The organism is Rhodococcus sp. IEGM 1307 (assembly GCF_030056915.1).
GTDB classification, from domain to species: Bacteria; Actinomycetota; Actinomycetes; order Mycobacteriales; family Mycobacteriaceae; genus Rhodococcus_F; species Rhodococcus_F opacus_D.
This window is the reverse complement of sequence record NZ_JASHKW010000049.1, coordinates 1-12,511: the sequence shown is the minus strand read 5'-3', so window position 1 is coordinate 12,511 and position 12,511 is coordinate 1. Positions and strand designations below refer to the sequence as shown.

General features: G+C 65.0%; 10 protein-coding genes. 4 read left to right on the top strand and 6 right to left on the bottom strand.

What is annotated here, in order from left to right:
* A partial coding sequence (locus QM841_RS42580) for an ATP-binding protein (RefSeq protein ID WP_283336751.1) occupies nucleotides 1-485 on the top strand: 485 nt, incomplete at its 5' end.
* Between the two features lie 2,130 nt (nucleotides 486-2,615).
* Here QM841_RS42580 and QM841_RS42575 read toward each other — a convergent pair.
* From QM841_RS42575 to styD, 4 genes are all read right to left on the bottom strand, one after another.
* Entirely contained in the window at nucleotides 2,616-2,990 is a 375-nt protein-coding gene (locus QM841_RS42575; protein WP_283336750.1) for a nuclear transport factor 2 family protein, read from the bottom strand.
* Entirely contained in the window at nucleotides 2,987-3,706 is a 720-nt protein-coding gene (locus tag QM841_RS42570) for an SDR family NAD(P)-dependent oxidoreductase (RefSeq protein ID WP_283336753.1), read from the bottom strand. The genes QM841_RS42575 and QM841_RS42570 overlap by 4 nt, the downstream gene beginning before the upstream one ends.
* 785 nt (nucleotides 3,707-4,491) lie before the next feature.
* Nucleotides 4,492-4,698 carry a hypothetical protein gene (locus QM841_RS42565; protein ID WP_283336748.1) on the bottom strand — a complete coding sequence of 69 codons (207 nt, stop codon included), beginning with the start codon at nucleotides 4,696-4,698 and terminating at the stop codon, nucleotides 4,492-4,494.
* 492 nt (nucleotides 4,699-5,190) lie between these two features.
* On the bottom strand, nucleotides 5,191-6,657 hold the full coding sequence (styD, locus tag QM841_RS42560) for a phenylacetaldehyde dehydrogenase StyD (RefSeq protein ID WP_283336752.1): 1,467 nt from the start codon (nucleotides 6,655-6,657) through the stop codon (nucleotides 5,191-5,193).
* A gap of 289 nt (nucleotides 6,658-6,946) precedes the next feature.
* Here styD and QM841_RS42555 point away from each other — a divergent pair, with 289 nt between their 5' ends.
* Nucleotides 6,947-7,942 carry an AraC-like ligand-binding domain-containing protein gene (locus QM841_RS42555; RefSeq protein ID WP_283336746.1) on the top strand — a complete coding sequence of 332 codons (996 nt, stop codon included), beginning with the start codon at nucleotides 6,947-6,949 and terminating at the stop codon, nucleotides 7,940-7,942.
* Nucleotides 7,943-8,131: 189 nt separating this feature from the next.
* Entirely contained in the window at nucleotides 8,132-9,385 is a 1,254-nt protein-coding gene (locus QM841_RS42550; protein ID WP_283336744.1) for an acyl-CoA dehydrogenase family protein, read from the top strand.
* 228 nt (nucleotides 9,386-9,613) lie between these two features.
* On the opposite strand, the gene QM841_RS42545 is transcribed toward QM841_RS42550, so the two are convergent.
* The gene (locus tag QM841_RS42545; RefSeq protein WP_283336742.1) at nucleotides 9,614-10,387 is read right to left on the bottom strand and encodes an SDR family NAD(P)-dependent oxidoreductase; all 774 of its coding nucleotides are present in this window, start codon (nucleotides 10,385-10,387) and stop codon (nucleotides 9,614-9,616) included.
* 112 nt (nucleotides 10,388-10,499) lie between these two features.
* On the opposite strand from QM841_RS42545, the gene QM841_RS42540 reads away from it, so the two are divergent.
* Nucleotides 10,500-11,105 (top strand): TetR/AcrR family transcriptional regulator, encoded by a 606-nt coding sequence (locus QM841_RS42540; protein ID WP_283336741.1) that lies wholly within the window; start codon nucleotides 10,500-10,502, stop codon nucleotides 11,103-11,105.
* A 921-nt stretch (nucleotides 11,106-12,026) separates the two neighbouring features.
* On the opposite strand, the gene QM841_RS42535 is transcribed toward QM841_RS42540, so the two are convergent.
* Nucleotides 12,027-12,511, bottom strand: a 485-nt coding sequence (locus QM841_RS42535; protein WP_283336739.1) for an ATP-binding protein, incomplete at its 5' end; no start/stop codon positions are given.

Here is a 12,511-nt window from a genome sequence, read left to right as displayed (position 1 = left end):
GTCATGACCAGCGCAAACGAAAGGCTTCTCAGCTCAAACCGACGATAACGGCTGGGACGGGGAAGAGTCATTTCGTCGAAGCGCTCGCGCACGCGGCGATCGAGGCCGACCTGCGGGTGCTGTGGTTCACCCTCGAAACCCTCACCCAAACGGTGAACAAGGCGAAGGCCGACGGATCCGTCGCCCGGACGGTGGCGAAAGTCTGCTCCTGCGATCTCGTGGTGGTCGATGACATCGGCATGCTGCCCGCCGGGCAGGACGCCGCCGAGGCGTTCTACCGCATCGTCGACGCCGCATACGAGCGCCGCTCGGTCGCCGTGACGTCGAACATTCACCCCTCGGGATTCGACACGATCATGCCGAAGACCCTGGCCACCGCTACTGTCGATCGGCTCCTGCACCACGCCCACGTCATCGTGACCAAGGGCGATTCACACCGCCTCGCCGACGCCCTCGCCGGCAAGGGCGTGCACCCACTCGACTAACGACGCGGACCAACGGCACCGGCCGCCACCGGTCTTCAACGACCGCACATCCGGAATTTTGACGTCCACAGATCCGGAGATCTCATGTCCGCCGGCCCGGACTTCCTCGTGTCCGTTGACATTCGCTCGCCGATGTGTGAGGGCACATTGGGCACCCGTGATTAGCAATGTACTCGGCAATGCGGTGTCCGCGGGCGCGGCGACAGCGTTAGCCGCCGCCGTACGCAGGTCGTGACCAGGCCTACCAACTAGGAGTCGATCGTCCCCTGCCGGACGATGGATTATTGTGGCGATCCCACCGTCAACATGCCAACGTTGCGCCGGATAAAAGCCCGGCAAATACCTGATCAACCTCGTTGAGATTAAGGTAGGACAACTGCGCACGATGTGCTCGTGGAACATCTCGCAACTTGCTCGCATGTGCTCTTCCGCCGCCTCCATCAAGGCGCGCATCACTGAGGGTGTCTGTTTGTCACGGGTTGCCAGCCATAACATCCCCGGGACAACTTGAATCGACGACTTGTGGCCGCGAGGGTCCCGAGCATCGCGATGTCGGGCCTTCGCACGCGCGGGCGCGGGCAGACTCCACCCCAGCTTGTCGTTCCATTCGCTGGCCCACTGCTCAAACCGTGCAAAGCCCCGGCCCTCTTGCAGGTATGGGGCCGCCTGTTCCATCAGTTCATCAAGTGTCGTGTGGTCGCGCGAAGGGCCCAGGAACTTCAGACCATCACTGAGCCACTTCGCCTTCTCGTAACTAGGGCCAATAGCTGTTACACCGGGAGGTGGCGTCGGCGGGGCGGCGCCAGTGGCATGTTGACCTGCAGCCGTTGACGAAGCCGGGTGGTTGTGCTTCATTTGGTGTCTCCTACTTCTGGGGCGCTATTGCCCAGCGGCGGATTGGAGAAGAGGCATCTCGTTGACGACCGCGATGTCTCTCGCAATGTGCGGGGTCGGCGGACTTGCTCCAACAGGGCCGCCGACCACCACAGGAGGTAGCTGCCATCGAGAGGCGGAGTGTTGAGGCCCCAAGGACAGCCTTCATAGATGTATCCGCCGTAAAGCTCTGTCGGATTAGGTACTTCGGCCTACTACCTCGCAATCTCTCAGTGGTATGAGGCTGTTAGTGTGGCAGCGAAAAGTGATGCGTGCCACATATGAAAATGGCGGTGCTACTGAGCGCAACGGGAAGCTGAGCGCGGCGCAACTAGTAGAAATGATTAGTACGGGGGCTTAAGGTGGGCTACCGACTGATCGGAATGTCCAGGCAGGTCGTGCCCGGGGATATCCCCAGATCGAGCACACAAATCGATAACGGTTGCGCCACAGCCTCATCAAGCGTTCCCGAACCGAATCTGAATGTGGTTCAGCCCTCGGTCGGGTATTGGGTGAGTCGGGGTGGGACCGGCCTTTGTGGTGGTGGCGTGCGGTGTTCGTGCCGATCTTGGCGTGGTTCATGATTGGGATGGGTCTGTTCTTCATCCCCGACTGAACCCTGCTATTCGGGTTGTTCGAGGGCGTCGGTGATGGGGGCCTGGGGTGGGCTGCGGGCGAGTTCGCGTCTGAGGTGCTCACGCATTTCGCCGATGGGCAGGGATGCAGGTCGGTGAGGATTTTAGCGCCGGTGGAGGCGGGGTCGTCGAGCCGATCCTCTTCGTGCCCGAGCAGGGCGGTCTGGCGCAGGCTGCCCTCGAGGACCTTCTTCGTCTTCGCCGGTGTTCGGGATGTGCCCCGCGGCCGGGGCGGATCCCGCCGGTGCGCTGGCACCCGCGAGCCTGCTCTCGAGTGCCGGGGCAGTGACGCCCCATGAGGTCAGTGCTGCCGTTCCGGGGCCGCCGGGGTCGAGGATCTGGGGCGGGCAGGTGTTCGGTGCCGACGCCAGTTTTGGTGGTGGGTGCGGGCGGCGCCGGCGGCGAGGGGTGACCACCTGGCGGGCTTGATCGGAGAATCTCTCGAACGGGCCGCAGGGCGGTGGGCGGTAGGCGGAGTTGATCGCCTGCACCGACCGCGCCTTCACCGCAGTTCCGCCACCCTCGCGCTCGCCACATCCGTATCTGGGTGGTGCTGCGCGCCGGGCGACCGTGACGAGCTCGGACGCCTGAATCAACTCGCCCTCGCGAATACGGCACGGGATCAATCTGCTGGCTGACAATTCGAGACGTGGTAGTGACAGATCCGCCATGCCCCGCGGTCCGCGCAGAGAAGCATCGACAGGTTGACCGGCCTTTGGCGTCCGTCGGGCCCGGTGAAGACGATTTCGGCGATTCCACCGATGACGCCCCCACCGATTCGATACACCGAGATGGGCTGGGCGAGAACTGTTGTGCTGGCTGGGACGTTCTCGTAGTACGTCAGGATCTCGCCCTTGCCGAACTTCGGCTCGGGGCGTAGTCCCTGAAAGATCGCGTTGGCGGTGAACATGTCGGAGACCCCGCGGGCGTCGCCCCCATTGAAACATCGCCCCCAGGCGGCAAGCACCTCAGCGAAGATTGTGTCCGCGTCGCTCACCGCTTGCCGCCGTCGACATCGAGCGTGATGCCGGTGGTGAAAGTGTTCTCCATTAGGAACAGTGCGGCACCCGCAAGTTCCTCTACCTCACCAGGACGGCCGATCGGAAGTGATGCCGCGACCTGCTCGCGATAGGAGCTGTGCTCGGCGTCGCTCATTCGGCGCTTGTGGGTGTCAACAGGCCCCGGTGCAAGGGCGTTGACACGTAGCGGCGCAAGCTCGATCGCTAGGGACTTGACCGTGGCCTCGACCGCACCATTGACGGCTGCGAACGCGGAATAGCCTGGGTCGACCTTGCGGTAGAGGTATCCGGAAACCAGCGTGATCGAACCGGTCTCCTTTGGGATGTGTGGCAGCGCGGCTTTGACGCTGCGGTACTGCCCCCACCACTTGACCTCGAAGAAGTCCCGCATCTGTTCCTCGGTGATTTCGGTAAACGGGGCGATTGTGATCCCTGACGCGCAGGTGAAGAGGTGGTCGATGGTGCCCACCGATGCCATGACGTCCTCGACTGCGGTGGTATCGGTGACATCGAGGACCCGATAGTCCGCGTTGGGGCCGATCTTCTCCACTGCTGCCTTGAGGGTGGCCTCGGAACGGTCGGTCACCACGACCGTGGCGCCGCGTTGCGCTGCGAGCTCAGCAGTGGCCAGGCCGATTCCTGCGGCCCCCCCGGTGATGACAACGGTGCTGCCGGACAGATTTGTGTTCAACATCGATTTCAACCGATCTCTGGGTGTAGTGATGGACTGCTTCTTCGCATTTGGGCTCAGACCGGAACCGGGTCCCGCGATTGCGTGAGTGGCATCACCGATTGTTTCTGGGTTGTGACGCCACGTCTTGTTCCCAGACGAACAAAAGTTGGGCCGGGGCGAACCCGGTGCGCGTGGGGCGGCCTACGCGCAGAAGGGTGGCGCGTCGCGCTCTACTCGCAGGTATCCCGCGTCAAGAAATTCGTGAGATATGTTTCGCGAGGGGATCGAGTGTCTCCTCGGCGGTCTTGGGCCGGACGAATGGCTTCGGGTCGTTCCAGGTCTTGCCCCAGTCGCGCAGTGGTCGGCTTACTGGGACGCGGCGTTCGACTCGGCCGGTCCATCTCTCAACGGACGATAACCAAAGTCCTCTTGCTGTTCGGCTGCCATGGTTAGCCATCTCGTAGTGGCTCGCGTGACAGCGATATTCGTAAGCATGCGGTGGACCGTCTCTCTGACACCGCGGGGTGTCAGCAGTCTGGCGATTGCGATCGCAGCATGAAAGATGAGTGCGGGCATTTATCGAACCTTCCAGGTTTTCGGCGAGGTCCCGAGTGGAGGTATCGGCTACGTCGCGAAACGCGTCATCTGCTGGGGGGAAGATGGATCCGGCGTACCGTCAAAAGTCTTCTGGTGGGGTCATTACGGGATTGCCCGGACGTGGTCGTGACCACCTTGGAGGAGCGCTAGGAGGAGTCGCGAGGCTCAGTTGAGCTCGCGGCGGCCCCGATAGATATCGATCCCAAGGGTTATGGCCGCTCCGGAGGACGGCCGAGAGCGGCGGCCATCTCACGCAGGCCGTTTCGCTCCGCCAGCGACAGGCGGGGTGGGTGATCCGAGGCCAGGACCTCCTGGAGCCGCCGAGCGAAGGTCAGCGTGCTGATGCCGAAGGTCACAAGAATGTCATCGGCCCGCGGGCCGCCGAACGGGAGCCAGCGCAGCGCGAATTCAACCAATGCTGAAGACTCGGTATCGATCCGCCGTGAGTCGGCGCCACCGAGAGGTAGTCTGTTGCGCCTGCCGCGCCGCGTCCTACCAGGAGATCCTCGTTCCACCCTGTTCATCCTCCTGCCGCGCACCTGTGTGGTCCCGGTTCGATGGTCGAATTATTCTCTGCTGCAGTTTGTTTGCTCGTAGCTGACTGCCAGGAAGGTGCTGGACGATTGTGGGCATCGCACACGTCGGTGACAAAGTCGCCTTAGCGCAAATCGTGGCCGCAGCCCGCCGGCACAGCGAAGTTGGTGCAACACCATATCGGGCAGGCCCGCGGCCGACGTCATGCAGCCGTCAAGGGCCGCCACCGCCCATCCGCCACCGCCCATCCTGCTGCCGTCACAGCATGGCCGACACCCGGGCGACCACTGTGGGCGGCTACGTCCGCGGCGGTGGTCGCCCGGGCTCACGTTGTGGATGGGCCGGACCACGCGTCGGTCCCATCGTCGCGATCGCTACAACACGATCGTGACGGCCTTTTCTTCCGTGTTGGCGAGGATGCCGCTCCAGCCCAGCTCGCGTCCGACGCCGCTGGTTTTCATGCCGCCCCAGGGGAGGGCGGGATCCAATGCTGCCCACCCGTTCACCCACACCGCCCCGGCGCGGACCCGGCGGGCGAGGATGTGGGCGCGGGAGAGGTCTCGGGTCCAGATGCTCGCGGCGAGCCCGTACTGGGTCTGGTTCGCCAGGCGGATCGCTTCGGCCGGATCGTCGAAGGGGATCACGGTGCCGACGGGGCCGAAGATTTCCTCGCGGGCGATGGTCATGTCGTTGGTCGCGTCGGCGAAGATCGTGGGCCGCACGAAGTAACCCGGGCCCTGATGGCGGGCGCCGCCGGCGGCCAGCCGGGCACCCTCGTCGGTACCGATGGTGACGTAGCGCAGGACGGTGTCCCGCTGCTTGGCGTTCACCAGGGCCCCCATCGTCGTGGCCGGGTCGAACGGGTCGCCGAGCACCTGCGCGTCGGCCGCCGCCGCAAGACCGTCGACGACCGCACCGTACAGCGATCGGTGCACCAGGACGCGGGTGCCGGCAGCGCACGTCTCGCCCTGGTTGAAGAACAAGCCCATTGCAGTGCCATTGATCGCCGCTTCGAGATCGGCGTCGTCGAGGATGATCTGCGGGGACTTGCCGCCCAGCTCCAGCGTGACGCGCTTGACGGTCTTCGCCGCGCGCTGCTGGATGAGGCGACCGACGGCGGGGCTGCCGGTGAAGCTGATCTTGTGGACGTCGGGGTGTTCGACGAGCGCGTTCCCGGCCACCGCCCCGTCCCCGGGCACGATGTTCACCGTTCCAGGCGGGAGGCCGGCCTCCGCGAGCAGCCGACCGAGGTGCAGGATCGACAGCGGCGCCGCCTCGGGCGGCTTGATCACCACGGTGTTCCCTGCGGCCAGGGCGGGGGCGAGCTTCCAGCCGGTGATCATCAGTGGGGTGTTCCAGGGGATGATCGCCCCGATGACGCCGACCGGCTCGCGGACGGTGTACGAGTGGGTGGGCTTGCCGAAGTAGCCGGCGGTGGGAATTGCCTGACCGGTGATCTTGTCGGCCCAGCCGGCGAAGTGACGAAAGGTGGCGGCCGCGTTGGGGATATCGAGCATTGTCGGCTGTCCGACCGGCTTGCCGATGTCGAGTGCCTCGAGCCGGGCGAGGAGATCGCCGTCACGCTCGATCAGGTCGGCGATCCGGTTCAGGACCTTGCCGCGGTCGATCCCGCTCCACGAACCCCATTCACCGTCGAGTTGGCCGCGGGCAGCACGCACCGCGTCGTCCACGTCCGCGGCGGTGCCGTCGGCGATATCCGCCAGGGGTTCCTCAGTGGCCGGATTGAGGTTGACGAAGGTGCCGGCGCTGCTCGGACGCCACCGGCCTCCGATGAAAAGCTCGGTGGCGAACTGAGTATCGACCGAATGGTCGGCTGACATGGTCACGCTAGGTCTCCTTGGGGCGGGGTGTTTTTGCGGCCTTGTAGGCCGACTGGCGAACCCGCCCAGCCGCCCTCGAGGCCACCAACCCCATCGTGCGCCGGGTCGAACACAGTGTCTTGTAACGCAGCGCAGAGCCTGTGTGACGTGGACGCACTCGGTATCCCGCACGCCAGGGTATGGTCGGACGGTCTAGCCAGCCGAACGATCATTCGGTATTATGTGCAGTCTAGTGCTCCGGTTCGGCCCGTCGTGGCATTTCGTCCCGAAGGTCGCCGGGTGAGGCGAAGTGGGTGGTACCACCATGGCGGAGATCGTGCACACAGACGTGTTGTCGCCTGCCGAACGTTTCGACGCCTGGTGTGATGCGGTGGCGAGCACCTTCGTTCCCCTCGAGGCGCGGGTTCGCCGGGACGGCGGATTCCGCGGAGGCCTCCGGGCGCAGTCGGTAGGAACCGTGCAGGTCAGTGATGTCAGCGGCGGCCCTGTCGAGGTCGAGCGGACTGCGGCGACGATTCGGCGTTCAGATCCGGGCTACTTGAAGCTGGGCATGCAGCTGCGGGGGTACTGCCTGGTCACGCAGGATGGCCGGGAAGCGGCGCTGACCCCCGGCGACTTCGCCGTTTACGACACCCGCCGACCATACGGCCTGGCGTTCGAGGACGATTTTCGACAGCTCGTGCTGATGTTCCCGCGTGAGCTGTTGCGGCTGCGGTCCGGCGATTCCGAGGTGGTAACGGCCCGCCGCATCTCCGGGCGCCGGGGCATCGGCGCTCTGGTGTCGCCGTTTTTGATGACGTTCGCCGAGCAGATGGAGACCGGGCAGCTCGCCTCCAGTTTTGATCTCGGCGACGCCGTGCTGAACCTGCTCGCCGCGGCATTCGCCGAACAACTGGGCTCGGAATCGAATGTTCCGCCGGAGACCCACCAACACGCACTGCTGCTGAAGATCAAGGCCTTCATCGATGCACGACTCGATGACCCCGAACTGAGCAGCCCGACCATCGCCGGCGCCCATAACATTTCGATTCGCTACCTGCAGATGCTGTTCGAGGGGGAGGGGATCACGGTCACGTCCTGCATTCGACGGCGACGCCTCGAACGGGTGAGCCGGGACCTTCGGGACCCGAGAATGAGCTCGGTCCCGATCGGGACGCTCGCCGGCCGTTGGGGCCTGATCGATTCCTCGTATTTCTCGAAGCTGTTCCGGTCGACGTTCGGCCAGTCGCCCCGCGAGTACCGGGCAACGATGACCGCAGGCGAGTCGGCCCACCCGCCCCGGTAACGCAGTCGGCCAGTTCGCCCCTGTCCCAGTTTCTCTGCGCCAGGCGCCAAGACAGTGCCCGAACGGAGAGCGCAGGATGGTGATGTCGTTCACATTCCGGTGTCCCGTGCGGCCAGCACCTTCCGGTCCCGGGGGACACCGACGGTGCGGCTCGATGCCGGCACCCACCACCAGCAGGAGACGATCAGCATGGCCATCGATTTCACCTTGACCGCCGAGCAGCGCGAACTGCAGTTGTCCGCCCGGGCATTCGCGGAGAAGACGTTCGGCGACATCGCCGAGACGATCCGACACCTGCCCACGGCTCGGGAACGGTTCGCCGCGACGCGGCCTGCATATGAGGAGGTCGTCACCCAGGGCTGGCTCCGCAAGATCATCCCGGCACCCGCCGGCGGTGAAGGCAACGGCCTGGTCGACATGGCGTTGATCGCCGAAGAGTTCTACGCGGTCGACGCGAACGTTTCACTCACCACGTTCGCCTCCCTGCTCGGACTACTGCCTGTGCTCAACGGCGGCAGCCCGGAACAGATCCAGCAGACCCTCGCACCGTTCCTCTCCGGAACCGGTGCCCCATTGGCGGCGTTCTGCCACAGCGAACCCGGCGGGATCGCCAACTTCGCCGATCCCGCCCCCGCCGAAGGGACCCGCACCACCGCGGTACTCGACGGTGACGAATGGGTGATCAACGGCTCCAAGCAGTGGATCAGCAACGCCACCGGATGGGACGGCGGCGGAGTGGACTTCCTCACCGTCGTCTGCCGGACCGACGTCGACGGGAACGGGCCGACCGAGCGGGCCACCTCGGTGCTGCTGGTACCGAAACCCGGGCACGGTCTTGTCACCGACGAGGACTTCGACACCCTCGGCCACCGCGGCCACCTCACCCCGCGCTTCCACTTCGACAACGTCCGGGTCCCGCGCGAGAACATCCTCGGCGAGGTCGGGTCGGGCAACGAACTGGTGGAGGCCAGCTTCGCCGGAACAGCCGCCCTGGTCGGGGTGTTCGGGGTCGGGCTGATGCGCGCAGCCTTCGACTTCGCACTGCACTTCGCCAAGACCGAGCGCCGCGCCGGATTGGTCCCCATCATCGAGCACCAGGCGGTCGGCTACGCCCTCGCCGACGCCAAGATCGCCATCGAAGCGGCCCGCTACCTGAGCTGGAAGGCCTGCCATGCCCTCGACCTCCAGTTGCCCAGCGCCCTCGAACTGGCCGTGCAGGCGAAGATCTACGGCTCCGAAACCGCGGTGAAGGTCATCACCGACCTGATGCGGATTGTCGGCATCGACAGCTACAACCACGATCTACCGCTCGCACGCCTGCTGCAGGATGCGGTGGTGCTGCCCATCTTCGACGGCGGGAACATGGGTGTGCGCCGGCGTCAGCTCCACACCCTGCTCAGCGCGCCCGACTACGACCCTCTCGCCGCCTCGGCCGCCGAGTAACACGCCATCTCCCACTCATCCCACGCGTCGGGACCGCCCCAACTCCAGATCACCGTTGTGCTCGGCTATCAGGTTGGTTGTAGCCAGCTGATCGGTGCGAGGCTTCCGAGTGCGCGCGAAAATCCGGCTGCCGACCACCCTTGTGACGGACTGCGGATGTTGCGGCGATCGAGGCGTTGAATTTCCTGGCCGCAGCTGGCCTTCCCGAGGACGTCGTGTCGCGGGCACTTACACGGTGTTGACTGCGATGCGTCCGCCGTCGACGTCGAGGATTGTGCCGTGTACGAAGCGGGCGTCGTCGGAGGCGAGGTAGAGCACGGCGCCGGCGATGTCTTCGGCGGTGCCGGGCCGGCCCGCGGGTGTGGTGTGCATCAACGCGTCGGCGGGGGAGTCGGTGTCGGGTCCGGCGGGGCGGATGACTCCGGGGGAGACGGCGTTGACGCGCAGGCCCCGCGGGCCGAATTCCGCGGCCCAGGATCGGGTCAGGCTTTCCATCGCGGCCTTGGACGCGGCGTAGACGGGGCCGTGTGGGATACCGAGGCGGGCCACCCACGAGCCGAGGTTGATGACGACACCGCCACCGTTCTCGGTCATGTGTGGGGCCAGGGCCTGCACCAGGAAGATGGGTGCCTTGACGTTCACGGCGTAGATGCGGTCGACGATGTCGTCGTCGACGGTCATGGTGCCGGAGGCCGGGAAGATGCCGGCGTTGTTGACGAGGATGTCGAGGTGTCCGCCGGTCAGGCCCAGTGCATGCTCGGCCAGGGCGTGGCTGGTGGCGGACGTGCCGTCGAGGTCGGCGGCGAGGAAGTCCGCGCGGCCTCCCGTCGCGTGGATCGCGGCGATGGTCTCGTTTCCGCGTGTCGTGTCGCGACCGGAGACGATCACGTGGGCGCCTTCGGCGGCGAAGGCGACGGCAATTGCGCGCCCGATGTGGGAGGTCGATCCGGTGACGAGGGCGGTGCGGCCCTGCAGTCGGTTGCTGGTGAAGTGATTGGTCATGTCCCGACCGTAGGAAACATTTTTTGGACCAGCAAGTCCAGAAATAGGGTGTGATCGCTGGCAATGGAGTAATAGAGGGTTGGACGGTCCAGAATTGGGTTACCGTCGACACGTGCCGATCACTGCGAAGGGGCTCGCGACCAGACAGCGCATCATCGAGGGTGCCGCGACGCATCTTCGGGGTGGTGAGCCCGGTCAGGTCACGCTCGACGACATCCGCGCGATCACCGGAACCAGCAAGGGGCAGCTGTTCCACTACTTTCCGGGCGGCAAGGACGAGCTGCTGCTCGCCGTCGCCGTCTACGAGGCGGGCCGGGTTCTTGACGATCAACAACCGCACCTCGGCGCACTGACGTCGTGGGCGGCGTGGCTGAGGTGGCGCGACGCGTTGGTCACCCGCTACCGCGCTCAGGGAGCGCACTGTCCGCTCGGGTCGCTGCTGGCCCAGGCAGGCGGAACGCCGGGGGCATATGAAGTGGTCCGAACACTGCTGACACAGTGGCGGACCCACGTCGCGGCCGGGATCGAGGCGATGCAGGCCGCAGGGCAGATCCGGGCGGAACTCGATGCCCCGCGCACCGCGTCCGCGTTCATCGCGGGAATTCAGGGTGGGGTGGAGGTGCTGCGGTCGACGGGCAGTGTCGACGATCTCGAAGCTGTCCTCGACACTTTGATCGACTACCTTCGGGGCCCGGGATCGCCCGGCGCTACCTGCTGATCGGCGGGGACGCCACCGGGAGCCGGCGTGCTCAAACAGCTGGGCCGCATTCCCCTACCGAGCGACACAGTGTGTTGAGAGGTGCATGCGCCGTTGTCCCGGGACTCAACGTTGGTATTCGTCCTCGGCAACCGGTCCTGTGGCTGCCGTCTCGTCGACGTGTGCGGGGAGGGTGATCTCGCGCGGCATCGTCTCTGCCGATGCGTCGAGTGTCTGCTTCCTGGCGGCGAGAACAGCGTCGCGGGCAGCTCGGTTGTGTGCGGGTCGTTTGGCTTCTTTTGAATGATATTGCGTTTCAGTGTCTTTGGGTGTTCGCACCTACCGTGAACCACTGAGCTTGGAAGGAAAACCTACGATGACGACGACGAACATTCGCACCCCTGGAATCGATCTGGGTCTATCTGATGCAGCGACTGGGATGGCACCGGCAGGTGGGTGCTCGATCCGGTGACGGTGGACGGCTGCGGGCTGGACTCCGGTCTCGATAATGCCCGTAACAGCGAGTGCATGCTCGACAATCCGCCGGGCGGTCGGTATCGCGTTGCTGCCCCTGCTCGGTGCAGTTATCTACGGACTGTCCCCGTAGCAGGCATCGAAGTAAGCAGGCGTAGTCGAGAGCAGGGGAACACCGATCCCGTCCCGCTCAAACCTCCGGGGATGCGGCGCGCCACGATGCTGTGTCCGCTCCTCCCTTGGGGCACAGGGGGACATTGGGCGGTCGCGGCATGATCGACGATCAGCGAGCGATCCAATTCAGCCGGTGCAGGCGATGCCATAACCGATCCGAAATCCAGTCGGCCTTAGGTGTCTCCTGAGGCGATGTCGGCCGGATCCACGTAATCGGACTGTCAATGGCCAGGTAGAAGTCCCCGCTGGTGGCCAAGTCTGAGTCCCCACCCCGTGTTGTAGTTCGGGGGTGTGTTAGGGGCGCTCCTTTCGGTGTTGGGCGTCTTTCATCCGGTAGGACTCGCCGTCGGTGATGACGACGGTGGCGTGGTGCAGAAGCCGGTCGAGGATGCTGACAGCGGTGGTCTGCTCGGGTAGGAATCGGCCCCATTGCTCGAACGGCCAGTGTGAGGCGATGGCCAACGAGCGGCGTTCGTAGGCGCCGGCGACGAGCCGGAACAACAGTTGGGTGCCGGTGTCGTCGAGTGGGGCGAACCCGACTTCGTCGAGAATGATCAGATCGACCCGCAACAGGGAGTCGATGATCTTGCCGACGGTGTTGTCGGCGAGTCCGCGGTAGAGGGTCTCGACCAGGTCGGTGGCGGTGAAGTAGCGGACTTTGTGCCCGGCGTGGACCGCGGCGATCCCGAGCCCGATCAGGGTGTGTGACTTTCCCGTGCCGGCTGTTATCAACGGGAGTTCGTCGACTCTCATTAACGTCTTCGACGATGTTTGTTGAT

Bases quoted from the DNA above. Each gene is read 5' to 3' on its own strand.
- QM841_RS42550 (WP_283336744.1), top strand. From the start codon at position 8,132: ATGGCCATCGATTTCACCTTGACCGCCGAGCAGCGCGAACTGCAGTTG.
- QM841_RS42570 (WP_283336753.1), bottom strand. From the start codon at position 3,706: ATGTTGAACACAAATCTGTCCGGCAGCACCGTTGTCATCACCGGGGGG.
- QM841_RS42545 (WP_283336742.1), bottom strand. From the start codon at position 10,387: ATGACCAATCACTTCACCAGCAACCGACTGCAGGGCCGCACCGCCCTC.
- styD (WP_283336752.1), bottom strand. From the start codon at position 6,657: ATGTCAGCCGACCATTCGGTCGATACTCAGTTCGCCACCGAGCTTTTC.